This window comes from Actinomyces wuliandei (assembly GCF_004010955.1).
Lineage (GTDB): Bacteria > Actinomycetota > Actinomycetes > Actinomycetales > Actinomycetaceae > Actinomyces > Actinomyces wuliandei.
In genome coordinates, this window is sequence record NZ_CP025227.1 from 551,618 (window position 1) to 576,572 (window position 24,955).

Annotated in this window: 19 protein-coding genes; 18 read left to right on the plus strand and 1 reads right to left on the minus strand. The window is 70.9% G+C overall.

Going from position 1 to position 24,955, the window contains the following annotated elements; genetic code table 11:
- The first annotated feature begins 145 nt into the window (after positions 1–145).
- Both CWS50_RS02190 and CWS50_RS02195 read left to right on the plus strand, forming a co-directional pair.
- Complete coding sequence (locus tag CWS50_RS02190) at positions 146–2,137, plus strand: thiamine pyrophosphate-binding protein (protein WP_243118417.1); 1,992 nt, start codon at positions 146–148, stop codon at positions 2,135–2,137.
- A 171-nt stretch (positions 2,138–2,308) separates the two neighbouring features.
- Positions 2,309–4,048 carry a S1C family serine protease gene (locus CWS50_RS02195; RefSeq protein WP_127841484.1) on the plus strand — a complete coding sequence of 580 codons (1,740 nt, stop codon included), beginning with the start codon at positions 2,309–2,311 and terminating at the stop codon, positions 4,046–4,048.
- A 58-nt stretch (positions 4,049–4,106) separates the two neighbouring features.
- Here the strand turns inward: CWS50_RS02195 and CWS50_RS02200 are convergent, their stop codons facing one another.
- Positions 4,107–4,826 carry a demethylmenaquinone methyltransferase gene (locus tag CWS50_RS02200; RefSeq protein ID WP_127841485.1) on the minus strand — a complete coding sequence of 240 codons (720 nt, stop codon included), beginning with the start codon at positions 4,824–4,826 and terminating at the stop codon, positions 4,107–4,109.
- A 301-nt stretch (positions 4,827–5,127) separates the two neighbouring features.
- Between CWS50_RS02200 and CWS50_RS02205 the strand changes: the two genes are divergently transcribed.
- From CWS50_RS02205 to CWS50_RS02280, 16 genes are read left to right on the plus strand one after another with little or no spacing between them, the layout of a single operon-like run.
- Positions 5,128–6,522 carry a geranylgeranyl reductase family protein gene (locus CWS50_RS02205; RefSeq protein WP_127841486.1) on the plus strand — a complete coding sequence of 465 codons (1,395 nt, stop codon included), beginning with the start codon at positions 5,128–5,130 and terminating at the stop codon, positions 6,520–6,522.
- Positions 6,519–6,878, plus strand: coding sequence for an NADH-quinone oxidoreductase subunit A (gene ndhC, locus CWS50_RS02210; RefSeq protein ID WP_119836654.1), 360 nt, complete (start codon positions 6,519–6,521; stop codon positions 6,876–6,878). The genes CWS50_RS02205 and ndhC overlap by 4 nt, the downstream gene beginning before the upstream one ends.
- Positions 6,879–6,899: 21 nt before the next feature.
- Positions 6,900–7,514, plus strand: coding sequence for an NADH-quinone oxidoreductase subunit B (locus tag CWS50_RS02215; RefSeq protein WP_371854951.1), 615 nt, complete (start codon positions 6,900–6,902; stop codon positions 7,512–7,514).
- Positions 7,511–8,299: an NADH-quinone oxidoreductase subunit C gene (locus CWS50_RS02220; protein WP_127841487.1), complete on the plus strand. Its 789-nt coding sequence runs from the start codon at positions 7,511–7,513 to the stop codon at positions 8,297–8,299. Before CWS50_RS02215 ends, CWS50_RS02220 begins: the two co-directional genes overlap by 4 nt.
- Positions 8,299–9,681, plus strand: a complete 1,383-nt coding sequence (locus CWS50_RS02225) for an NADH-quinone oxidoreductase subunit D (RefSeq protein ID WP_127841488.1) — start codon at positions 8,299–8,301, stop codon at positions 9,679–9,681. Before CWS50_RS02220 ends, CWS50_RS02225 begins: the two co-directional genes overlap by 1 nt.
- Positions 9,681–10,475, plus strand: coding sequence for an NADH-quinone oxidoreductase subunit NuoE (gene nuoE, locus CWS50_RS02230; RefSeq protein ID WP_127841489.1), 795 nt, complete (start codon positions 9,681–9,683; stop codon positions 10,473–10,475). Before CWS50_RS02225 ends, nuoE begins: the two co-directional genes overlap by 1 nt.
- On the plus strand, positions 10,472–11,833 hold the full coding sequence (nuoF, locus tag CWS50_RS02235; protein WP_127841490.1) for an NADH-quinone oxidoreductase subunit NuoF: 1,362 nt from the start codon (positions 10,472–10,474) through the stop codon (positions 11,831–11,833). The genes nuoE and nuoF overlap by 4 nt, the downstream gene beginning before the upstream one ends.
- A 3-nt stretch (positions 11,834–11,836) precedes the next feature.
- Positions 11,837–14,671, plus strand: a complete 2,835-nt coding sequence (locus CWS50_RS02240; RefSeq protein ID WP_127841491.1) for an NADH-quinone oxidoreductase subunit G — start codon at positions 11,837–11,839, stop codon at positions 14,669–14,671.
- A complete protein-coding gene (gene nuoH / locus CWS50_RS02245; RefSeq protein ID WP_127841492.1) occupies positions 14,668–16,134 on the plus strand; it encodes an NADH-quinone oxidoreductase subunit NuoH in 1,467 nt (488 codons plus the stop codon). The genes CWS50_RS02240 and nuoH overlap by 4 nt, the downstream gene beginning before the upstream one ends.
- Positions 16,127–16,858 carry an NADH-quinone oxidoreductase subunit NuoI gene (gene nuoI, locus CWS50_RS02250; protein ID WP_127841493.1) on the plus strand — a complete coding sequence of 244 codons (732 nt, stop codon included), beginning with the start codon at positions 16,127–16,129 and terminating at the stop codon, positions 16,856–16,858. The genes nuoH and nuoI overlap by 8 nt, the downstream gene beginning before the upstream one ends.
- Positions 16,858–17,997, plus strand: coding sequence for an NADH-quinone oxidoreductase subunit J (locus CWS50_RS02255; RefSeq protein ID WP_127841494.1), 1,140 nt, complete (start codon positions 16,858–16,860; stop codon positions 17,995–17,997). The genes nuoI and CWS50_RS02255 overlap by 1 nt, the downstream gene beginning before the upstream one ends.
- The gene (gene nuoK, locus CWS50_RS02260) at positions 17,994–18,299 is read left to right on the plus strand and encodes an NADH-quinone oxidoreductase subunit NuoK (RefSeq protein WP_119836644.1); all 306 of its coding nucleotides are present in this window, start codon (positions 17,994–17,996) and stop codon (positions 18,297–18,299) included. Before CWS50_RS02255 ends, nuoK begins: the two co-directional genes overlap by 4 nt.
- 19 nt (positions 18,300–18,318) lie before the next feature.
- Positions 18,319–20,397, plus strand: a complete 2,079-nt coding sequence (gene nuoL, locus CWS50_RS02265; RefSeq protein ID WP_127841495.1) for an NADH-quinone oxidoreductase subunit L — start codon at positions 18,319–18,321, stop codon at positions 20,395–20,397.
- A gap of 14 nt (positions 20,398–20,411) precedes the next feature.
- Complete coding sequence (locus CWS50_RS02270; protein WP_127841496.1) at positions 20,412–21,986, plus strand: NADH-quinone oxidoreductase subunit M; 1,575 nt, start codon at positions 20,412–20,414, stop codon at positions 21,984–21,986.
- Position 21,987: 1 nt separating this feature from the next.
- The gene (gene nuoN / locus CWS50_RS02275; protein ID WP_127841497.1) at positions 21,988–23,538 is read left to right on the plus strand and encodes an NADH-quinone oxidoreductase subunit NuoN; all 1,551 of its coding nucleotides are present in this window, start codon (positions 21,988–21,990) and stop codon (positions 23,536–23,538) included.
- Between the two features lie 17 nt (positions 23,539–23,555).
- Complete coding sequence (locus tag CWS50_RS02280) at positions 23,556–24,665, plus strand: polyprenyl synthetase family protein (RefSeq protein WP_127841498.1); 1,110 nt, start codon at positions 23,556–23,558, stop codon at positions 24,663–24,665.
- Positions 24,666–24,955 lie beyond the last annotated feature (290 nt).

Sequence of the window (24,955 nt, forward strand, 5' to 3'; positions counted from 1 at the left end):
GGTGGTCGTGTCACGTAGGTCACGGCCTCGGCGGTGCGGACGGGACAGGGCCGGCCTGTCGCTGCGGGCGGACAGGTTGTAGGCGGACAGGGCGTCCGTGAGGGGGTTCGCGGCTGGCGTGCCACCCGGTCCGTATCCTGTGCCGGTGACCCTCTCAACGCCTCCAGGTACGCAGCCGCCCTCGCTGGTGCTGGCCCGGGCGGTCGTGGCCGCGCTCCTGGCTGAGGGGGTGCGTGAGGCCGTGCTGTGCCCGGGGTCGCGCAACGCCCCTCTGGCCTGGGCGCTGGCCGATGCCGCCGAGGCCGGCCGTGTGCAGCTGCGCGTGGTCCTCGACGAGCGCAGTGCCGGGTTCATGGCTCTGGGGATGGCGCGCGCCCACGCCCTGGAGGGGCGCCTGCTCCCGGCGGCCGTGGTCACCACCTCCGGGACGGCGGTGCCTAACCTCCACCCTGCCGCGTGCGAGGCCGACGCCGCTGGCGTCCCGCTCCTCCTGGTGTGCGCAGACCGTCCCCACGAGCTGGTCGGCACCGGTGCCAACCAGACCATGCAGCAGACCTCGGTCTTTGCCGACGCGGTGCGTGCCGTCGTGGACCTGCCCGCCGACCTCACGGCCGACCTGGGGGCACGGGAGGGGACGGCCGCCGTGGCCGGGCAGGTGCGCAGCGCCGTCGCCGCTGCCACGGGCGCACTCTCCCGCGACCCCGGCCCGGTTCTGGTCAACACCCGGTTCCGCCCGCCCTTGGCCCCCCTGGTGCCTCCGGCTCAGCAGGAGCCGGGAGAGCCGTCCGCCCCTGGTCAGGGGGTGGAGACCGCCAACCGTCCCGCTACCTCTCCCCGCCCTGCGCCCGGGCACCCTGGCGACGCCGCCGTCCGACCCATGACTGGCACCGTCACGGATCTGCGCGCGGCCGTCCCGGGTCTGCCGGACCTGCGTCTCCCGGGCCCGGCTGACCTGGCTGACCGGGGTGCTCCTGCCAGCACCCGGGGGCTCGTCGTAGCCGGGGACACCCCGCACCCGGGGACCGGGCGCACGGCCCGGTCCCTGGCTGAGGCACTGGGGTGGCCGCTGCTGGCCGAGCCAACCTCCCAGGCCCGGGGCGGCCCCAGCGCCCTGACACGCTACGCCGAGCTCCTGGGTACCCAGGCGGGACAGGAGCTGGCCTCCCGTGCCGAGCACGTCGTCGTGGCCGGCCACCCCAGCCTCAGCCGACCTGTCTCCGCGCTCCTGGGCCGCCACGACCTGGCGGTGACGGTCCTGGCCGAGCGCGCCCGCTGGACCGACGTCGCCGGGACCGCGAGCGAGATCGTCCACATCGACCCCACCACGCTGTCGCGTAGTCCTGGCCTGCCCCACGACCCTTCCCTGGCGCTGCTCGTGGCCCGGGCCTGCGGCCTGGGCGCGGCCCCTCCGGGGTGGCTGCGCTCCTGGCACGACGCGGTGGCCGCCCTGCCCGCCGTGCGGCCAGGTGCCGCCGACGAGGCGGTGGAGGCGGTGTGGCAGGCCTGCCTGAGGCCGGGGGCGCCCCTGCTGGTGGTGGGCTCCTCGATGACGGTGCGCCGCCTGGACCGGCTCGCCGCGCCCGCAGGCCGTGAGGAGGCCCTGGGCGGTGACCCCGGCAGTGACCCGGACAGTGACCTGGACGGCACCCGCAGCACGCCTGGCGGCGCACCTGGAGCCTCGGCCGCTCCCCGTGCCGTCGCCAACCGGGGTCTGGCGGGGATCGACGGCACGGTGGCCACCGCCGTCGGCCTGGCCGTGGGCTCGCGCGCGCCAGTGCGCTCGGTCATGGGGGACCTTACCTTTCTGCACGACGCCATGTCCCTGGTGCACGGGACCGCCGAGACCGAGCCGGACCTCCAGGTCGTGGTCATTGACGACTCCGGGGGGAGCATCCTGCGCGGCCTGGAGTACGCCGACGTCATCGACAGCCAGCGCCTGGAGCGGCTCCTCGCCGCCCCCCAGGCCGTTGACGTGGCGCAGCTGGCCCAGGCCGCTGGTGCCCGTACCCTCCTGCCCTCCAGCGCGGCCGAGCTGCGGGACCTGCTGGACCAGCCGGTGCAGGGGCTCAGCGTTATTGTGATCCGGGAGGCTTCGGTGCGCCAGGGTTCTTCGGTATCCTCCTGGGCGGACGGATAGGAACGGAAGGAAGCACGCGGCTGCCTGGCAGCGGCTCCCCGAGGTGTCTGGTGCGTGACGGCTGCACGATCCACAGCGGATGCTCAGACTCGCGTTGGAGGCGCCTCAGGAAGCCGGTGTTGGCTTCTGGGCGACGGGCCGTGGAGCCGCAGGCTCAAGGAGGAAACGTATATGACCAGCAACGACGACACCACTCCCAGCGGGTACGGGTCAGTCGGCTCCGGTGAGGAGGAGACCGTCTCCTACGGTGACTACGCCGAGGAGGAGAAGACCGTCCCCTACGGGCAGCAGGCGGCATTCTCCTCTGCGGCGCCGTCCTCCCCGGACCCGGACCAGGCGGAGACACCTCCCTCCGGCGTCCCGACGCCCGGACAGGCTGGGCGGGCTGAGCAAGCCGGGCAGGCCCGCCCCGGTGTCCCGCCGGAGCCCGCTGGCTACACGGGCTCCGGCTACGGGGTGTCCTACGGTGCCTCGTACGGTACTTCTCAGGCTCCCCGCTCCTACAGTGCCCCCGCCTACGGCTCCTCCGCCCCCTCTGCAGCTGCAGCGACCACTGGTAGTGCCGGCACTACCAGTGGTGCCTCCGCGCCGTCCGCTGCCCCGACGGCCGCCACGGCTTCTTCCGTCTCCACGGCCTCAGCATCCTCCGCAGCGCCCACCACAGCGCCCACGGCGTCCTACGGTGCTGCTGCGCCCTACCCTGCCGCTGGCTCCTCTGCCGCGGCAGGCCCGGACCTGGCCGCTCCCGCCACCGGTCCGGCTGTGGCCTCTGGCTCGGGTGGCGGGCGGCGCCGGGGGCCGGGTTGGGGCGCCCTGGCGGGAGCCACGGCGGTGGCCGTCCTGCTCGGAGCCGGCGGCGGCGCGGCCGTCAGCTCCGTGCTCGGCAACGCTCCTGGCTCCCCCTCCGCGACCGCGACCGCGCCCACGGCGATCGCCACCGGGGACACGACCCAGGTCGTGGAGTCCACGGGCGAGACCCCGGACTGGGAGGCGGTTGTCGCGGCAGTGTCCAACGCCGTTGTCGCCATCACCTTCGAGAGTGGCGACAGCGAGGGGGGCGTGGGCTCGGGAGTTATCTACGACAGCTCCGGCCACGTCCTGACCAACAACCACGTCGTCTCCACGGCCCGCCAGCTCTACGTCACCCTCGCTGACGGGCGGATGTACGAGGCTGAGGTCACCGGCACCGACCCGGCTACCGACCTGGCGGTCATCCAGATCGTGGACGCCCCCGACGACCTGACTGTCGCCCAGTTCGGCAACTCGGACTCGCTGGTCACCGGCCAGGACGTCATGGCGATTGGTAACCCGCTGGGTCTGTCCTCCACGGCTACCACGGGGATCATCTCCGCCCTCAACCGCCCGGTGGTCAACTCTGAGGACGGCTCCGGCACCTCAGGCTCGAGGGCGAACGTGTACACCAACGCCATCCAGATCGACGCGGCCATCAACCCGGGCAACTCCGGGGGGCCCCTCTTTGACGAGAAGGGCTACGTCATCGGCATCACCAGCTCGATCGCCAGCATCGCCGACAGCCCAGGCAACATCGGCATCGGGTTCGCCATCCCCAGCGACCTCGCCAAGAAGGTGGCCGACCAGCTGATCGAGTCCGGCTCCGCCACCCACGCCTACCTGGGAGTGGGTCTCACCAACGGCACGGCTCAGGCGGACGGGGAGGAGCGCGGGGGAGCCGAGGTCACCTCGGTGGAGTCCGGGTCCCCCGCCGCCGAGGCGGGGCTGGAGAAGGGTGACGTCATTGTCGCCATCGACGGCAAGACCACGGCCCAGGACGCTGCCCTGACAGGTTTCGTGCGCCAGTACTCCGCCGGGGACACGGTCACGCTGACAGTCATCCGTGACGGGTCCTCGCGTGACGTGGAGGTGACGCTCGCGGAGCGTCCCGACTCCTGAACGCGCCCGGTGCGGTCCTGCCCGGGGGTGCGGCCCTGCCCGGGCAGGTGCCGGTGGCTCAGTCCTGCCGGTCCTGTGGACGGGTTGCCCGGTGCACGGCGACGACCCCCCCGGAGAGGTTCTTGTAGCCCACGCCGCGCCACCCGGCCTGGTGCATGAGGCGGGCCAGCCCGGTCTGGTCGGGCCAGGCCAGGATCGACTCGCCCAGGTAGTCGTAGGCCTCGCTGCTGGAGGACACCAGGCGTGCCGCCGCAGGCACGACGGTGCCCAGGTAGGAGCGGTACAGGCGACGCAGCACGGGGTGCACGGGCGTGGAGAACTCCGCGACCACCAGCCGCCCCCCGGGCCGGGTCACGCGGGCCATCTCCTCCAGGGCTCGCAGCGGGTCCTGGACGTTGCGCAGGCCGTAGGAAATCGTGGAGACGTCGAAGGAGGCGTCGGGGAAGGGGAGGCTCATGGCGTCCCCGACCACGAAGTGGATGCCGGGGTGGCGGCGTCGGCCCTCGGCGACCATGCCAGCAGAGAAGTCGCAGGCGACGACCTGGGCGCCGGCGGCGGCGTACCCGGCGGCGGAGGTTCCCGTCCCGGCCGCCAGGTCCAGGACCCGCCTGCCCGGCGCCGGCTCCACGGCGGCGCGGGTGACAGCGCGCCACATGCGCACCTGGAACAGGCTGGCCAGGTCGTTGGTGAGGTCGTAGCGGTGGGCGACAGCGTCGAACATCAAGGCGACCTCGCCGGGGTCCTTGGTGAGACTGGCTCGGCTGGAGACTGGGCTCATGGGGACATCATCGCAGGCCGGAGCCCTCCTCCGTACCCTGGGGCCCGGTGCGCTTCGGGTCCCAGGGAGGGCGCCCGAAGAGAAATTCGTCATTCTGGTAAGCCGTAATTCGTGTGCAACCGGGACGGGGGAAGTTGCTGGGGGCGTGCACCGTCTTCCCGGCACGGCAACGAAAAAACCGCTCCTCGGTACTGCGGTCAAATGGAGGGGCTGCCCTGGGTAGAGTCGGCTCAGCACCGTCTCCCGGGGGAGGGTCCCAAGGGTGGTGTGTGTCGTGCTCAGGTGCAGGAGAGGGGACGCAATGACGACGGCGACCACGGCGCTAAGCAGTCGCGCCGTCCGGTCTGCCGGCACCCCGGCTCCTGGGGGGGCTGGTGCTACCAGGCCAGACTCGGCGGGCTCTGTCAGCCGTGACGAGCGGGAGGCTGACGTCATCGTCGCCGGGGCGGGCCCTGCCGGGTCCTCAGCCGCCTACCACCTGGCTGTCCTCGGCCTGGACGTCCTTCTCCTGGAGAGGGGCCGGCTCGGCCGGGACAAGGTCTGCGGAGACGGGCTGACCCCCTCGGCGGTGCGCGAGCTGGTCCGGATGGGGGTCGACACCTCGGGGTGGCAGCGCAACGAGGGCCTGCGGGTTGTCGGCGGGGGCCACAGGCTCCACCTCCCCTGGCCGGAGCAGCCTTCCTTCCCCTCCTACGGCCTGGCCAGGCGGCGCTGCGACCTTGACGAGGACCTGGCCCGCCACGCCCAGCGTGCCGGGGCGAGGCTGCTCACCGGAGTCACCGTCACCGCGCCGGTGTCCTCCGGGAGCGGCCGGGTCACCGGCGTGGAGGCGCGGCCCTCGCGCTCTGTGGCACAGCCTGCCATTGAGGAGCCGACCACCTTCACGGCCCCGCTGGTCATCGACGCAGGAGGCGTCTCGGCCCGGATAGCCACGACTGTGGGCCGTGCCAAGGACGGTGGCAGGCCCCTGGGGGTGGCGGTGCGCGCCTACTTCCGCTCCCCGCGCGCCCAGGACACCTGGATGGAGTCCCAGCTCGAGCTGTGGGACGGCCCGCCCGGGGCCAGCAGACTCCTGCCGGGCTACGGCTGGATCTGGTCGGTCGGGGACGGGCTGGTCAACGTCGGCCTGGGGTCGGTGGCCTCCAACGCCTCGGCCGCCGCCTCCCGCAGCATCGACTACCGGGCGGTCTTCGCTGCCTGGATGCGCAACGTCCCTGCCTCCTGGGAGCTGACCGCGGACAACCAGGTCGGACGCCTGGCCAGCGCGGCCCTGCCCATGGCCTTCAACCGCAAGCCTCACTACGAGCACGGCCTCATGCTGCTGGGCGACGCCGGGGGCATGGTGTCCCCCTTCAACGGGGAGGGGATCGCCCAGGCTCTCCTGTCGGGGCGGCTGGCTGCCGAGGCGGCCGCCCAGGGGGCGGCGCGCTCCACCACGGCGGGCCGGGAGCAGGCCCTGGCCCAGTACCCTCGGGCACTGGCTGCGGAGATGGGTGGCTACTACACCCTGGGGCGGGTCTTCGTCTCCCTGATCGAGCACCCGGAGGTGATGCGCCTGTGCACCCGCTACGGGCTGCCGCGCAAGCGCCTCATGCGGGTCGTGACCAAGCTTCTCTCGGACGGTTGGGAACGTCGCGGAGGCGACGGGGTCGACCGCCTCATCCAGCTCCTGACAAGGATGGTGCCCTCAGCATGAACCCGTACGCGTCACTGCTCATCATGGCCGGGGTGGCTCTCCTGGTCGCTGTCGGGGGGCTCGCGCTGAGCGCCGTCATCAGCCCGGGACGGCGCAACCGGGTCAAGGTCGCCAACTACGAGTGCGGTATCGACCCCACCCCCGCCAACACTGAGCACGGCCGCTTCCCCGTCTCCTTCTACCTGGTGGGCATGACCTTCATCATCTTCGATGTGGAGGTCGTCTTCCTCTACCCCTGGGCCACAGCCTTTGCCCGGTTGGGGTTCTTCGGGCTGAGTGCCGCGCTGGTCTTTATCGCCCTGATCACGGTGCCCTACGTCCTGGAGTGGCGCCGTGGCGGACTGGACTGGGACTGAGAAAGGACGCTGGTCATGAGCATGAAGAAGCACAACGCCTTCATGGCGTCCATCCCCTCCAAGCGGGACGACCCCTACGCGCAGGCGGCCAGCGAGGTGGACTCGCCGGGCTTCCTGCTGACCACCGTGGAGCGGCTGGCGGGCCTGGCGCAGGCCCGGTCCATGTGGCCGGTGACCATGGGGCTGGCCTGCTGCGCCATTGAGATGATGGCGGCGGGCACCCCCCGCTTTGACATGGCGCGCTTCGGGTGGGAGGTCTTCCGGGCCTCGCCGCGCCACGCCGACGTCATGATCGTCTCGGGCCGTGTCTCCCACAAGATGGCACCCATCGTGCGCAACGTCTACGACTCCATGCCAGAGCCCAAGTGGGTTATCTCCATGGGGGCCTGCGCCTCCAGCGGCGGGATCTTCAACAACTACGCCATCGTCCAGGGGTGTGACCACATCGTCCCGGTGGACATCTACCTGCCCGGCTGCCCTCCGCGCCCCGAGATGCTGCTCAACGCCATGCTGGAGCTGACCCGCCAGGTGGAGCGCAAGCCGCTGTTCCGCCACCGTGAGGAGATCGCCCGGGCGGTGGAGGCCGCCGCGCTGGAGGCCACGCCCCTCCACGAGATGAAGGGGCAGCTGGCATGAGCGACACGACCGGCAAGACCGCTGTCGGCCCCGCTGCTGGCAAGGGCGCCGAGGCTGTTGTGGCAGCCGTTCCCGCCGTCCCTGAGGTCGTGCCCGGGACCCCCGTGCGGCCCGAGCTGCGGGCCGAGGTCATCGGCACCGCCACGGGCCAGTTCGGCGCCGCCGACGCCGGGGACACCTCCGGCTACGGGGGTCACCGCGAGGTCACCACCCTGGCTCCCGCCGCCACGCGTCCCTACGGGTCCTGGTTCGACGACGTCGTCGACCACCTCATTGAGGACCTGGCCGCCGCCGGGGTGGACCCGGCCGGGGCCGTTGAGAAGGTCGTGGTCGAGCACGGCGAGCTCACGCTGTTTGTCGCTCGTGAGCACCTGCTTGACGTGGTGCGCCCCCTGCGTGACGACCAGGACCTGCGCTTCGAGCTGTGCCTGGGCACCAGCGGCGTGCACTACCCCCGGCTGGCGGGGCGCGAGCTCCACGCCTGCCTGGAGCTGATGAGCCTGACCCACGGCGGGCGACAGCTGCGCCTGCAGGTCGCCTGCCCCCAGGACGACCCGCACGTGCCCTCCGTCGTGTCCGTCTACCCGGGTAACGACTGGCACGAGCGCGAGACCTGGGACCTCATGGGGATCGTCTTCGACGGGCACCCGAGCCTGACCCGCACCGCCATGCCCGACGACTGGGTGGGCCACCCCCAGCGCAAGGACTACCCGCTCGGTGGCATTCCCGTGGACTACCGGGGCGCCACCACCCCGCCCGCCGACACCCGGAGGTCCTACCGCTGATGAGCACCACCGTTCACGCCACCGGCCCGGCCACGGACAACCTGGCCGCAGGGGCTGAGCAGTTCACCCTCAGCGGCGGGGACTGGGACGAGGTCGCCGCCCAGATCGCCACGCGCGACGAGGCCGACCGCCTGCGCAACGACCGCATCGTGCTCAACATGGGGCCGGTCCACCCCTCGACCCACGGGGTGCTGCGCCTGGTGCTGGAGGTTGACGGGGAGACCGTCACCGAGGTCCGCGTGGGCACCGGCTACCTCCACACCGGTATCGAGAAGAACATGGAGTACCGCACCTGGGTCCAGGGTGAGACCTTCGTGACCCGCATGGACTACGTGGCTCCCTTCTTCCAGGAGGTGGGCTACGCCCTGGCGGTGGAGAGGCTCCTGGGGATCACTGCGGACGTCCCGGAGAAGGCCACGGTGACCCGTGTGCTCCTCATGGAGCTCAACCGCATCGCCTCCCACGTGGTTGCGGTAGGCACCGGGGGCAACGAGATGGGCGGCACCACGCTCATGACCATCGCCTTCCGGTGCCGCGAGAACATCCTCAAGGCCTTCGAGATGGTCTCCGGCCTGAGGATGAACCACGCCTTCGTCCGTCCCGGGGGGCTGGCCCAGGACCTCCCCGAGGGCTTCACGGAGTTCGTGCGCTCGGTCATGCCGGACATCAAGAACGACATCCACGAGCTCGAGCTGCTGCTCATGGAGAACCCGATCCTCAAGTCCCGGTTCATCGGGGTGGGGGAGATCAGCCTGGCGGGCGGCCTGGCCCTGGGGCTGACCGGGCCCTGCCTGCGTGCCGCCGGCTACCCCCTGGACATCCGGCGCACCAGCCCTTACTGCGGCTACGAGACCTACGACTTCGACGTCCCCGTCTACGACCGCTCCGACTGCTACAACCGCTTGTGCCTGCGCCTGGACGAGGCCTACGAGTCGCTGAGGATCGTCTCCCAGTGCCTGGACCGCCTGGAGGACATCAGCGCTCGCGGCACCGACCCCTCCAACACCACCATGGTGGCCGACCCCACCATCGCCTGGCCCGCCCGCATGGCGATCGCCACCGACGGCCAGGGGCAGTCCCTGGAGCACGTCCGCGAGATCATGGGTACCTCGATGGAGTCCCTCATCCACCACTTCAAGCTGGTGACCCAGGGCTTCCGGGTCCCGGCGGGCCAGGTCTACCAGACGGTGGAGCACGCCAAGGGCGTCCTGGGCGTCCACGCCGTCTCCGACGGCGGGACCCGCCCCTACCGGGTCCACTTCCGGGACCCCTCCTTCTCCAACCTGCAGTCGGTGGCCATGATGGGTGAGGGCGGCATGATCGCCGACCTCGTCCCCGCCCTGGCCTCGATCGACCCCGTCCTGGGAGGTGTGGACCGCTGATGAGCACCACCGAGACCGCCAACGACGCCGCAGGAGCAGGCGCGGCCGTGCCACAGGTCCCCGCCGGGGCCAGCGGCCAGGAGGCTGACCTCGCCGTCACCGCCTCTGCCCTGGGATACTCGCCCGAGGTCCTGGCCCGGCTCGACGCCGACATCGCCGAGATCATCGCGCGCTACCCGGTCGGCCACGAGCGCAGTGCGCTCATCCCCATGCTCCACCTCATCCAGAGCGTGGACGGCTACGTCTCCCCGGCGGGCATCGCGTTGTGCGCGGACCGCCTGGCCCTCACCCGCTCCGAGGTCAGCGCGGTGGCCACCTTCTACAGCCAGTTCCGCCGCCACCCGGCGGGCCGGTACCACGTGGGGGTGTGCACCAACGCCCTGTGTGCCGTCATGGGCGGGGACGAGGTCTGGCAGGCCGTGACGGACCACACCGGGCTGGGCAGCGACGAGACCAGCGAGGACGGCACCATCAGCCTGGAGCGGCTGGAGTGCAACGCTGCCTGCGACTACGCCCCCGTGGTCATGGTCAACTGGGAGTTCTTCGACCGCCAGACCCCTGCCAGCGCGGTGGCCCTGGTGGAGGCCCTGGAGCGGGGAGAGGACGTGACCCCCACGCGCGGCCCCGAGACGGTGCCGACCTTCCGGGAGAACGAGCGGTTGCTGGCAGGCTTCGAGGACGGCCGGGCGCAGGAGGGGCCGGGGGTGGGGCAGCCCTCCCTCCAGGGCCTGGGACTTGCCCGCAGCCAGGGGTGGACAGCCCCCCGGGAGACCAGTGAGGAGGACAGCAAGTGAGCGACGCGTCTGCCACCACCCCCGGAGGAGCCTCCGAGGTCGGCTACACCGCTGCGGGCACCCTGACCCCGGTGCTCACCGACCTGTGGGACGTCGAGCAGTCCTGGACCCTGGAGACCTATCGGGCCCACGGCGGCTACCAGGGCCTGGAGCGGGCGCTGACCATGTCCGCAGAGGAGCTGGTGGAGCTGGTCAAGGAGTCCGGCCTGCGCGGGCGCGGAGGCGCGGGGTTCCCCACCGGGCTGAAGTGGTCCTTCCTGCCCCCGCCTGACGGCGGCCCCCGCTACCTGGTCGTCAACGCCGACGAGTCCGAGCCAGGGACCTGCAAGGACATCCCGACCCTCATGGCCAACCCCCAGGCGCTGGTAGAGGGAGTGGCCATCACCTCGCGCGCCATCGGCTGCGACCACGCCTTCGTCTACCTGCGCGGGGAGGTCTCCCACGTCTACCGCCGCCTCCTGGCTGCGGTGCGCGAGGCCGCCGAGGCGGGGCTGCTGGAGACGGGCTTTGGGCTGGACGGGCACCAGCCCCTGCGCATCACCGCCCACGCGGGCGCGGGAGCCTACATCTGTGGTGAGGAGACCGCCCTGCTGGACTCCCTGGAGGGACGTCGGGGCCACCCCCGCCTCAAGCCTCCCTTCCCGGCGGTGGCGGGCCTGTACGCCAGGCCCACAGTGGTCAACAACGTGGAGACCATCGCCTCCGTCCCGGGGATCCTGGCCCGGGGAGCCCGGTGGTACTCAGCCATGGGCACGGAGAAGTCCAAGGGACATGGGATCTTCTCCGTCTCCGGGCACGTCGTCCGTCCCGGCCAGTACGAGGCCCCCTTCGGCATCACCATGCGCGAGCTCATCGAGCTCTCCGGCGGTGTCCGCCCCGGCCACGAGCTGAAGTTCTGGGTCCCGGGAGGGTCCTCGACCCCGATCTTCGGCCCGGAGGAGCTCGACGTCCCCCTGGACTACGAGTCCGTTGTCGGTGCCGGCTCCATGCTGGGTACCCGGGCGCTCCAGGTCTTTGACGACACCGTCTCCGTGGTGCGCGTGGTGACCCGTTGGACCGAGTTCTACCAGCACGAGTCCTGCGGCAAGTGCACGCCCTGTCGCGAGGGCACCTACTGGATGCGCCAGATCATGCTGCGCCTGGAGGCGGGGAGGGGTCTGCCCGGGGACGTGGACAAGCTGGAGGACATCGCGGGCAACATCGCCGGGCGCTCCTTCTGCGCCCTGGGCGACGCCTCAGCCACTCCGGTCCTGTCCGGTATCGCGAGGTTCCGCACGGAGTTCGAGGCGGGGTACACCACCCCTGCCAGCGAGCTCTTCCCCTACGCGGCCTCCTCCACCTTCGAAAGCGCACGGTGAGCCATGACCCAGACGACTGCGACCACGCCTGCCAGCGAGCCCGCCGTCGAGATGGTCTCGATGACCATCGACGGGGTGCCCGTGACCGTGGAGAAGGGCACGCTGCTGATCCGGGCGGCGGAGAAGGTGGGGGTGCGTATCCCCCGGTTCTGCGACCACCCGCTGCTGGCCCCCTCCGCCAGCTGCCGTCAGTGCCTGGTGGAGGTGGCCATGCCCGGGCGCGACGGAGTCGTGCGCCCCATGCCCAAGCCCCAGCCCTCCTGTGCCATGACGGCCATGGAGGGGATGGAGGTCTCCACCCAGGCCACCAGCGCGGTCGCTGCGAAGGCCCAGGCCGGGACCATGGAGTTCCTCCTGGTCAACCACCCCCTGGACTGCCCCGTGTGCGACAAGGGCGGGGAGTGCCCCCTGCAGAACCAGGCCCTGGAGCTCATGGCCTCGGGTGCCCAGTCAGCCACCCGCTTTACTGACGTCAAGCGGACCTTTCCCAAGCCTCTGCGCCTGACCAGCAACATCCTGCTGGACCGGGACCGCTGCATCCTGTGCCAGCGCTGCGTGCGTTTCGCCGACCAGATCCCCGGCGACCCTTTTGTCGCGCTGCAAGGGCGTGGTGGCGGGCACCCGCCCGTGGACATGGACGGCCGTGCCGAGCACTCCGGGGGACTGTACTCCGAGCAGATCGGCCGCTTCGACACCCAGGTGCTCGACTTCCACGACCCCTGCCACGCAGAGCAGCCGGGGAGCACCGGCCAGGCGGACCAGCAGACCATCCGCGGTGCGCACGGGCTGGCCGGGGACGGCTCCGCCACGGGGCCCGGGGGAGACCCCGCCGTGGCCGGCGGCCTGGCCGCAGGTCCCGGGCTCGGTCGCGGCGCTGAGGAGCTGGACGTCTCCGGTCGTCCCTTCGCGTCCTACTTCTCAGGCAACATCATCCAGATCTGCCCTGTCGGCGCGCTGACCAGCGCCCGCTACCGGTTCCGTGCCCGGCCCATGGACCTGGTCTCCACCGACTCGGTGACCGAGCACGACGCCTCCGGTTCTGCCATCCGGGTGGACATGCGTCGCGGGGTGGTGCTGCGGCGCCTGGCAGGTGAGGATCCCGAGGTCAACGAGGAGTGGATCACCGACAAGGACCGCTTCGCCTTCCCCTGGTCCTCCCAGGAGGACCGTCTCAGCGTCCCGCTGGTGCGCGAGGAGGAGACCGGCGAGCTGGTCCCCACCTCCTGGTCCGACGCCCTGGACGTGGCTGCCCGCGGCCTGTCCCAGGCCGTGGCCGACGGCGGTGTCGGGCTCCTGCCCGGGGCGCGCCTGACCCTGGAGGACGGCTGGGCCTGGTCCCGTTTCGCCCGCGCCGTCCTGGGGACCAACGACATTGACCAGCGCGTGCGCCACCACAGTGCCGAGGAGGAGTCCTTCCTGGCTGCCCGGGTGGCAGGCACCGGCCTGGGCGCGGTGACCTACCGGTCCCTGGAGACGGCCGGGCAGGTGCTTCTGGTGGCGCTGGAGCCCGAGGACGAGTGCGGTGCCCTGTTCCTGCGACTACGCAAGGGAGCACGCTCCGGAGGCGTCGCGGTGGCGACGGTGGCGACCAGCCTGACCAGGGGGACCCGTAAGCTGGACGCCACCGTGGTCCTCAGCGCTCCCGGGCAGGAGGCCCGGGTGGTGGAGGGCCTGGCTGCAAGCCACCCAGGGCTGGTGGAGGCGCTGTCGGCCGAGGGCGCCACGATCCTGGTGGGGGAGCGGGCCGCTGCGGTGCCGGGCCTGCTGGCAGCCGTGGACGCCCTGGCCAGGGCCACCGGCGCCCGGCTGGCCTGGGTGCCACGTCGTTCCGGCGAACGTGGTGGCGTGGAGGCAGGCTTGCTGCCAGGACTGCTGCCCGGAGGCAGGCCCGTGGACGACGCTGCTGCCCGGGCACAGGTGGAGCAGGCGTGGGGCCTGGGACAGGGGCACCACCTCCCCTCCGCACCGGGACGTGACACCAGTGCCATCCTGTCCGCCCTGGAGGACGGCAGCCTCAAGGGCGCTGTCGTCGGTGGCGTGGACCTGCGAGACCTCCCCGACCCCGGCCTGGCGGCCACGGGCCTGGGTGGCGCGGGCTTCCTGGTCCAGCTGGAGGTGCGCCGCACCGAGGTCAGCAGGTACGCCGACGTCGTCCTCCCCGTCGCACCGGCCGTGGAGAAGAACGGGACCTTTGTCAACTGGGAGGGCCGGGTGCGTCCCTTCGGCCAGGCCCACGTCTCCCGCGCGCGCACCGACCGCCAGGTGCTGGGCATGCTGGCTGCGGAGATGGGCTCGGACCTGCACGTGGACAGCCTGGAGGCTGTCCACGCCACCTACGCCGGGCTGGGGCTGTGGGACGGGGCACGCCCGGGTGCCATCACCGTCCCTGGAACCCAGGGGCGGCCCGGGGACGGCAGCCCCCGCTCCTCGTCACCGTCGTCGGCTCCTGCTGCTGTGGACGCTGCGGACCGGGCCGCAGGCTCTGCCTCAGGGGACGTGGTGCCAGGCAGCGGCCTGCCTGCGGTGCTGGCCACTCACAAGCCCATGCTGGACGCCGGGCGCCTCCTGGTGGGCGAGCCCTTCCTGGCTGCCACCGCCATGCGCCCAGTGGCACGCCTGGGAGCAGACCTTGCTGCCGGGCTGGGGGTGGTCGGTGGTGAGCCCGTCACGGTCTCTACGATGGCGGGGGCGATCACGCTGCCGGCTGTCGTGGGTGGTGTGGCTGAGGGCTCCGTGTGGCTGCCGGAGTGCTCAGCAGGCTCTGTCGTGCACCAGACCCTGGCGGCAGGGCACGGTTCCTACGTGAGCGTCTCAACCAGTGCGGAGGTCCCCAGGTGACTACGACCCAGATCCTCGCGACTGCGACCCAGCCGGGTGCCGGGGGCGTGGCCGCCGACTTCTCCCAGGAGACCTGGTGGCTCACCCTCATCAAGGCAGTCTTCGTCGTCGCCTTCCTCATCGTCAGCGTCCTCATGGTCTTGTGGGTGGAGCGGCGCGGGCTCGGCCGGATGCAGACCCGGCTGGGTCCTAACGTCAACGGCCCCTTCGGGCTGCTCCAGGCGGTCGCTGACGCGGGCAAGCTGATCCTGAAGGAGGACTTCTGGCTGCGGGGGGCTGAGAGGGCCGTCTACCTCCTGGCCCCCGTCATCGCCGCGCTCAGTGCCTTCATGGTCTACGCGGTCATCCCCTTCGGACCTCAGGTGAGCATCCTCGGCCACAGCACCCCCCTGCAGCTGACCGACTTCCCCGCCTCCGTCCTCTACATCCTGGCTATCACCGCCTTCGGGGTCTACGGCATCATCCTGGGAGGATGGTCTGCCCACTCCACCTACCCCCTGTTCGGGGCCGTGCGCAGTGCCGCCCAGGTGATCTCCTACGAGCTAAGCATGAGCCTGTCCATCCTCACCGTCTTCCTGGTCTCGGGGACGATGTCCACCTCCGGCATCGTCTCCGCGCAGGAGAGGGTCTGGTGGGCGGTAGCCATGCTCCCCAGCTTCGTCATCTACGTGATCTCGATGGTCGGAGAGGTCAACCGTCTTCCGTTTGACCTGCCGGAGGCGGAGGGTGAGCTCGTGGCCGGGCACATGGTGGAGTACTCCTCCATGAAGTTCGCCTGGTACTTCCTGGCGGAGTACATCAACATGTTCAACGTCTCGGCGGTGTGCGTCACCCTGTTCCTGGGAGGCTGGAGGTCGGTGCTCCTGGCCAGCTTCTGGGAGGGGGCCAACAGCGGGTGGTGGCCCATGCTCTGGTTCGTTGCCAAGGTGTGGGTGGTCATGTTCCTCATGGTCTGGACCCGGGGGACCCTGGTGCGCATCCGCTACGACCAGTTCATGAGGCTGGGCTGGAAGGTCCTCATCCCGGTGTCCCTGGTCTGGTTCGTGCTCGTGGCCGTTGTCCAGGCCTACCGCACCTTCTCCGGTGCCTCGGTGCAGTCGCTGCTGCTGGTGCTCGCTGCGGTCTTCCTCGTGGCCATGGTGGTCCTCTTCCTCCTGCCCGACGACCAGGGGGAGCAGGACGACGGGGTTGAGGAGCCGCAGCTCCTCGGTGCGCGTACCGGGGACGACGGCGACCTGGCCGAGGTGACCGTCCCCGGGGAGGAGCACCTGGCCTTTGCCGGCGGCTACCCGGTGCCGCCCCTTCCCGGCCAGCACCTTCCGCCCTCTCCGCGCGCCCGGCGTGGCGGGGAGCGGGGGCAGGACAGCCACCTCCCCTCGCACCGATCCTCCCAGGACGCGGCGGCACTGCCGGCGTCCACCACCAACCTCGCGGCTGACGCCCAGGAGGGACCTGATGACTGACCAGCCTACCGCCTCCCGCGGCACCTCCGGTCCGCGGCCCCAGGGCGGCTCCGACCACGACCAGTGGCGGCGTGACGCCCCCTCCCTCCTGGCGCAGGTCTTTGCACCTGTCGCCGGGTACGGGGTCACGATCTCCTCCATGTTCCGCCCCGTCGTCACGGAGCAGTACCCCCGTGAGCCTGCTCAGGTCATGCCCCGCTTCCACGGACGCCACCGGCTCAACCGCTATGACGACGGCCTGGAGAAGTGCATCGGCTGCGAGCTGTGCGCCTGGGCCTGCCCGGCCGACGCCATCTACGTGGAGGCGGCCTCCAACGAGCCGGGCGCGCAGTACTCGCCGGGGGAACGCTACGGGCGCGTCTACCAGATCAACTACCTGCGCTGCATCTTCTGCGGCATGTGTATCGAGGCCTGCCCGACGCGCGCCCTGACCATGTCCACCGACTTCGACGAGCTTGTCGGCCCCACGCGCACCGGCCTCATCTACGACAAGGACGACCTTCTGGTCCCCGTGCCCGCCGGTGCCGTGGCGCCGCCGCACCCGATGGTGGAGGGGACTGAGGACGGCGACTACTACCGGGGCGCGGTCACCGGTCCCACTCAGGCGCAGATCGACTGGGTGAGACAGGCCCGTCCGCAGGACTCCACCCTGTCCACCGCCCGCCCGGTCGCCGGTGACGGCCATGGCAGCCCTGGCAACGAGCCTGTCCGGGAGGCCGTGTGATGAGCCTGCTGCCCCTCTCCGTCTCGGTCCTGGTGGCTGCCGTGCCGTCTGCGGTCTCCACTTCCTCCTCCACGCTGCCTCACACCGTCGCGGCTGCGGTGCCCACTGCCCTGAGCGAGGCTGGCACCCTCTCAGTGGGGGAGAGCATCCTGCTTGCCGTGGTTGCCCTGGTCACGGTGGCGTGCGGCCTGGGGGTGCTCACCGCCAGGCGTGCCGTGGTGGCTGCGATCAACATGATCGGCATCATGATCTCCCTGGCCGTTCTCTACATCGCCAACGAGGCGCCCTTCCTGGGCATGACCCAGGTGGTGGTCTACACCGGGGCGGTCATGACCCTGGTCCTGTTCGTCATCATGCTGGTGGGCGTGGGCGGGGAGGAGCCCGTGGCGGGTGCCGGGGGCTCCTACCAGCTGCCCCTCATCGGCCTGCTGGGCCTGGGGCTGGCGACCCTCCTGGCTGCCGTCCTGCACCGCTCCCCCCTCCCGGCCGCGGCGGGCCTGCAGGGTGGGGAGGCCTCCACGCCGGACCGGATCGCCGAGGTCCTCCTTGGGGACCACGTGGTGACCATGGAGCTGACGGGCACGCTCCTGGTCGTCGCTGCCGTGGGTGCCTTGACGCTGACGCACCGCCAGCGGGTCCGTGCCCGGCGCGGCCAGGCGGAGACGGCCGGGGAGAAGATGCGGGCCTACGCCGCTACCGGGGCGCACCCCGGGCAGAAGCCGGTCCCGGGCGTCTACGCCTCGACCAACACCGTGGCCGCCCCGGCGCTGGGCGCTGACGGCCACGAGGTGGCTGAGTCCGTGCCCCGCGTCCTGCGCGCCCGTGGTCAGGGCATGGAGCTGTCCGAGGTCTCTCCCGAGATGGGGGCGGCCCAGCGCGCGGGAGAGGTCCTTGAGCGCCAGGCCGGCTCCCGGTCCACGGGGACGGACGCTGGAGACGGCTCCGTCCACGGCTCGGCGGTGGGCCGGTCCGGGATGCCCTCCATGCCCGGCCAGGCCGCGCCCGTCGTCGACCAGCCGGTGGCACCCTCATCCGCGCTGCGTGACACCTCGCAGAGCCCGGCACTTGGGCAGGGGGCGGCCGAGGGCGCGGAGGGCACTGAGGAGGACACCGAGGAGAAGGAGAAGGGGGACCAGTGACTCTTCCTATCGCTGCCTACATCGTCCTGGCCTGCGTCCTGTTCACCCTGGGCGCGCTGACCGTGCTGCTGCGGCGCAACGCGATCATCGAGCTCATGGGCGTGGAGCTCATGCTCAACGCCGTCAACCTCGTCCTGGTGACCTTCTCCCGTCTTCACGGCGACCTCACCGGCCAGGTCTTCGCCTTCTTCGTCATGGTCGTGGCTGCGGCGGAGGTCGTGGTGGGCCTGAGCATCGTCGTGTCCATCTTCCGTACCCGCAGGTCCACGTCGGTTGACGACGTCAACCTGCTCAAGAGCTGACAGGGCTGAGAGGACTGACATGACTGTTGCGACCGGTATCGCCTCTGCGGTGTCCGTGGCTGCCTCCGTCCCCGTGTCCCCCCGAGCCCTCACCCCGGCCTCCCCGGTGCTGGCAGCGGACACGGTGGCCGTGGCCCAGCCGGCCACCGGCCTGGCCGGGCTGTCCTGGCTCCTTGTCGCTGTGCCGGCGGCCAGCGCTGCGGTGCTCCTGCTGGCGGGGCGGCGCAGCGACTCCTGGGGCCACTGGCTGGGCCTGCTGGCCTCACTGGCGTCTGCCTGCCTGGGACTGGGGGTCCTGGCCCAGATCCTGGCCCTGCCCCCCCAGGAGCGTGTCCTCAGCGTGAGCCTGTGGCACTGGTTCTCCTCCGCAGACCTGTCTGTGGACGTCGGGCTGCGGGTGGACCCCCTGTCCCTGACCTTTGTGGTGCTGGTGACCTGTGTGGGCTTCCTGATCCACCTCTACTCTGTGGCCTACATGGGTCACGACCGCGACCGGCGCCGGTTCTTCGCCTACCTCAACCTGTTCGTCGCCGCGATGCTGACACTGGTGCTCGGCGACAGCTACATCGTCGTGTTCGTCGGCTGGGAGGGTGTGGGCCTGGCCTCCTACCTGCTCATCGGCTTCTGGAACACCGCAGAGGCGGACGCCCCCCGCGCCCAGCGGGAGAAGGCCGTGGACAACGCCGTTGCCGCAAAGAAGGCCTTCGTCATGAACCGTGTCGGTGACCTGGGCCTGCTGCTGGCCATGATGGCCCTGGTGTCACAGGTGGGCTCGGTCGCCTTCGACACCGTCCTGCCCGCTGCGGCCCGTGGGGAGGTCTCCTCCGGGTGGCTGACGGCGATCGGCCTGTTCCTCCTCCTGGCCGCCTGCGGCAAGTCGGCCCAGTTCCCGCTGCAGGCCTGGCTGGGGGACGCCATGGCCGGCCCTACGCCGGTCTCCGCCCTCATCCACGCTGCCACCATGGTCACCGCCGGGGTCTACCTCATGGTTCGCTCCGGACCGGTCCTGGAGGGGGCGCCGCAGGTACAGGTGGCCGTAGCCGCTGTCGGCGCCCTCACCCTGGTGCTGGGTGCCGTCATCGGCTGCGCCAAGGACGACATGAAGAAGGTCCTGGCGGCCTCCACGATGAGCCAGATCGGCTACATGATGCTGGGGGCAGGCCTGGGGCCCGTCGGCTACGCCGTCGCGGTCTTCCACCTGCTGACCCACGGCTTCTTCAAGGCGCAGCTCTTCCTGGGTGCCGGCAGCGTCATGCACGCCATGGGCGACCAGGTGGACATGCGGCGCTTTGGCGCCTTGTACCGGGTCATGCGGGTCACCTGGGTGACCATGGGCATCGGCTGGCTCGCCATCCTGGGGGTTCCTCCCTTCTCAGGCTTCTGGTCCAAGGACAGGATCATTGAGGCCGCCTTTACCGGGGAGGGCGCTCAGCCCTGGGTCCTGGGGACGGTCGCGCTGCTGGGCGCGGGCCTGACCGCCTTCTACATGTCCCGCCTCTTCTTCATGATCTTCCACGGCAAGGCCCGGTGGACCACGAGCAGCGACCTGGAGGGAGAGGTCCACCCACACGAGTCCGGGTGGCTCATGACCCTCCCGCTCATCGTCCTGTCGCTCTTCTCCCTGGGCCTGGGAGGGCTGCTCAGCCAGGGGGAGGCCTTCACCACCTGGCTGGAACCGGTCACCGGGCATGTGGACCACTCGGCCCACGAGCCGGTCCTGCCCGTGACGGTCATCATGGGAGGCACTCTGGCGCTGGTGCTCCTGGGTGCGCTGGCTGCCTGGGCCATGTACGCGCGCCGTGAGGTGCCCACCGTGGTCCAGCCGGGCAGCGTCATGGTGGAGGCGGCACGCCACGACATGTACCAGGACGCCCTCAACGAGGCTGTGGCGATGCGCCCGGGCCAGGGGCTCGTCGCGGCCACGCGGGCCGCCGAGCGCTACGTCGTCGACGGCGCCGTGGAGGGGGCCGCCGTCACCGCCTCAGCCGCAGGAAGCCTTCTCCGGCGCACCGAGTCCGGGTACGTGCGCTCCTACGCCGGGTACATGCTGGGCGGGACCGTCCTTGCCCTGGCCGCCGTCCTGGCAAGCAGGCTCTGAGAGGACACCGCCACATGCAGACTCTTCCCGCAACGCTGCCCGTCCTGACCATCATGGCGGTCCTGCCCCTGGCAGGCGCTGTCCTCCTGTGGGTCCTGCCGCCCCTGCGCCGCTACGCCAGCCTCCTGGGCCTGGCCGTGTCCCTGGCTGTGCTCGCGGTGGGGGTGTGGGCGCTGAGCATGTTCGACCTGTCCCAGGCGGGGACGGTCCAGCTGGCGCAGACCACCCCTTGGATTCCCTCCTTCGGTGCCTACTGGGCTCTTGGCGTCAACGGCCTGGGCCTGTCCATGCTTCTTCTGGGCGCCGCCCTGGTGCCGCTCGTGCTGCTGGCCTCCTGGAAGGAGGTCCCCCAGGAGCGCCAGGCCCTGCTCACCGGCCTGGTCCTGGTCCTGGAGGCCTTCGTGGTGGTTATCTTCAGCGCCCGCGACCTGTTCCTGTTCTACGTCTGCTTCGAGGCGATGCTGATACCGGTCTACTTCCTCGTCGGCTGCCTGGGCGGGCCGGGGCGTCAGCGCGCAGCCCTGAAGTTCCTCCTGTACTCCCTGGCAGGGGGGCTGGTCATGCTCCTGGGCGTGGTCATGCTGGCGATCCACACCTCCGAGAACCAGGTCGGCTTCCTCATCGACACCATGGTGGGCAACCTGACCCTGTCCCCGACCATGTCCCGATGGCTTTTCCTTAGCTTCTTTATCGCCTTCGCCGTCAAGGCACCCATGGTTCCCCTGCACACCTGGCTGCCTGACACCGCCGAGCAGGCCACACCCGGCACCTCGGTCCTCCTCATCGGCGTGCTGGACAAGATCGGCACCTACGGGATGGTCGCCCTGGTCCTGCCGCTGTTCCCCGAGGCCTCCCGCTGGGCCTCCCCGGTTGTGGTGGTGCTGGCCCTGGTCTCGATCATCTACGGCGGCCTGGCGGCGATCGCCCAGGACAACCTCTACCGCCTCATCGCCTACACCTCTGTCAGCCACTTCGGGTTCATGGTGCTGGGCATCTTCAGTGGGAGCCAGGTAGCCGCCACCGGGGCCATGGTCTACATGGTCGCCCACGGCCTGAGCATCGCCGGCCTCTACCTGGTGACCGGCTTCGTCGCCCGGCGCACCGGGACCGTGAGCATCTCCGAGCTCGGCGGGCTGGCTCGTGTCATGCCGCTGGCGGCAGGGACCTTCCTGCTCTCCGGGCTGGCCTCGATCGCCCTGCCGGGACTGTCCGGCTTCGTCCCGGAGTGGATGGTGCTGACCGGGACCTTCTCGGTGTCAGTGCCCCTGGGCGTGGCAGCGGTGGCCGGTGTCGTCATCGCGGCCGTCTACGTCCTGCTGCCCTACCAGCGGGTCTTCACCGGCGCCCCCTCCCCGGACAGGACGGGACTAGGGGACCTGGAGGGCCGTGAGAGGCTGGTCCTGGTCCCGGTCGTGGGGGCCATGCTGGCCCTGGGCCTGGTCCCGGCACCGCTGACCAGCCTCCTCGACGACGTCGGGGGGCAGGCCAGCACGGCTGTGAGCCAGTCGACGGCGCAGACCACGGCCTCTGCGGGGCACCAGCCCCTGCACGCACACGCACCGCTGCCCGAGCCACGGAAGGGAGCCTGACGTGACCGTCACCGGTCCTGTAATCGGCTGGGGAGCCTTGACCCCGGTCCTCATCGTCCTTGGCGGCGGGGTCCTGGGGGTCCTGGTGGAGGCATTCGTGCCGCGCCGCGCCCGCCTGGCCACCCAGACCCTGCTCAGCGTGGCGGCTGTCCTGGCCTCCGGGGCAGCCCTGACGCTGCGCTTCGAGCAGATGGAGCTCCAAGGTCCCTCCCGTACCGCGAGCGGCCTCCTTGAGGACCCCTTTGCCCTGTCCAGCCAGGCGGTCCTGCTGGTCATCGGGTTCCTGGCCGTGCTGGTCATGGCTGACCGCACCGAGGTCGGTGACGGCGCCTTCGCCGCCCAGGCCGCAGACCGTCCCGGCAGCGCCGAGGAGTCGGAGTCCCTGCACGCGGGCTGGACCACGACTGAGGTCTTCCCCCTGGCCCTGCTCTCGCTGGGCGGGATGATGCTCTTCGGGGCCAGCAGTGACCTCATCACCCTGTTCGTCGTCCTGGAGATGGTCTCCCTGCCGCTGTACATCATGGCCGCCACGGCCCGGCACCGCCGCCTGCTGAGCCAGGAGGCGGCACTGAAGTACTTTGTCCTAGGTGCCTTCGCCTCCGCCTTCCTGCTGCTGGGGGCCGCCTTCCTCTATGGGCTGTCCGGCGCCGTGGACTACGAGACGATCGGCCTGGCCGCCCAGGGCGAGGCGGGTGCGCAGGACGGCTGGCTGCTCCTGGCCGGGCTGGTCCTGGTCTGCGTGGGCCTGCTGTTCAAGATTGCCGCCGTGCCCTTCCACGCCTGGAGCCCCGACGTCTACCAGGGTGCCCCGACGCCGGTCACCGGCTTCATGGCCGCCGGGGTCAAGGCGGCGGCCTTCTTCGCGCTGCTGCGCTTCTTCTACACGGTGGTGGGGCCGCTGGGCGCACAGCTGGCTCCCTTCCTATGGGCAGTCGCGACAGCCACGATGGTCCTGGGGACCGTGGTCGGTGTCGTCCAGAAGGACGTCAAGCGCATGCTCGCCTACTCGGCCGTCGCCCACGCCGGGTTCATGCTGATCGCCATCATCACCGACAACCCTCTGGTTGTCGCGCCGCTGACCTTCTACGCCCTGACCTACGGGGTGTCCACTGTGGGTGCCTTCGGCCTCATCTCCCTCGTGCGCACGCGCCACGACGGCGCGGTGGGTGCCGAGGCCAGCGACCTGGACTCCTTCAGGGGACTTGCCCGGCGCAGCCCGTGGGCTGCCGGGGCGATGACGGTCTTCCTCCTGTCCTTCGCCGGGATTCCCCTCACCGCCGGGTTCATGGCCAAGTTCTACCTCTTCGCCGCAGGTGTCCTGGGCGGGGGCACCTGGCTGGTCGTCGTGGCTGTGGCCTGCTCAGCTGTCTCGGCCTTCTTCTACGTGCGTCTTGTCGTGCTCATGTTCTTCCACGCGCCCCGGGCAGAGGACGGGCAGGACACGGTCGTGGTGGACAGTCAGGGGATGGTGACCACGGCGGTGACCGTGTCCGTGCTAGTCACGGTACTGCTGGGCGTGTTCCCACAGGCAGCGTTCGGACTCTTCGCCTAGACGGTTATGCTCCTGCCGTGATCGGATCGATGCCCTTGAGCGCCCCCCAGTTGGAAGGGCGCATCACCCCTGCCCTGGAGGCGGTTGAGACCCGCCTCCTGGAGGTTGTCACCAGTGCTGACGAGACGATCAACCCGCCGACCTCCCACCTGGCGGAGGCGGGGGGCAAGCGTCTGCGACCGGTACTGACTCTCCTGACCGCACAGCTGGGGGACCCTGGGCTGGCGGCGGGCGACGAGGTCCGCGACGCCGGCGTCGCCGTGGAGCTGACCCATATCGCCACCCTCTACCACGACGACGTCATGGACGAGGCGCCGCTGCGGCGGGGCGCCCCCAGCGCCCAGACAGTGTGGGGCAACTCCGCCGCGATCCTGACCGGGGACGTGCTGGTGGCGCGCGCCTCCCAGCTCGTGGCCGGCCTGGGGCCGCGGGCGGTGCTTGCCCACGCCAAGACCTTTGAGCGCCTGTGCATGGGACAGCTCCACGAGACCCTGCCCCGCCCTGCCGGTACCGACCCGGTGGAGCACTACGTCCAGGTCCTGGCCGACAAGACCGGCTCCCTCATCGCGGTCTCCGCCCGCTACGGTGCCATGCTCACCCGCGCCGGCAGGCGCACCGAGCACGTGGTGGAGGCCTTCGGAGAGAAGATCGGGGTGGCCTTCCAGCTGGCTGACGACGTCATCGACATCATCAGCGACTCAGACACGACCGGCAAGACCCCGGGCACGGACCTGCGCGAGGGCGTGGACACGATGCCCGTGCTGCTGCTGCGCCAGGCCCTGGCCGCCGGTGAGCTCGACGCCGCCGGGCAGTCGATCCTGTCCACGTTGTCCAGCGCCGACCTGGGTGACGACGCGGTGCTGGCCGATGTCGTCACGCGTCTGCGCAGCCACCCGGTCCTTGAGCGGACACGGAGGATGGCGATGGAGTGGGCCAGGGACGCGGTGGAGGTCCTGGGCGGGCTGCACGACGCCGTCCTGGAGGGCACCAGGCAGAGACTGGCTGCCGACCAGGTCACCGACCCCGGTGCCGTGGAGGCTGCCGTGGCTGACGCCCGGGAGCGGGTCAGCCACGTGCGTGACGGCATGGAGCAGTTCGCCCGGCTCCTGGTGGACCGAGCGGCCTAGCAGCCTGGTCGCCACCGCTGGCGCCACCGTCGGCAAGCCTCGTCAGCACGACCGTCAGCACCGCTGCCCGGTCCTGCCGCCTGGTCTCGTCCTGATGACCCGGCGGCCTGCGCGACTCTGGCACTCGTCGAGCCGGGCTGCGGGCCGTGTGACGGGAACCTGCCCGGGTAAGGAGGTCCTGGGCTGCGGTCAGTCGCTACACTAGGGAGGCCTCCGAGCCGTCTCGCGGTGCCGCCCTCGCGACATGTTCCTGCGACGTGTCCCCACGGGCACTGACCTGCCACAAGGAC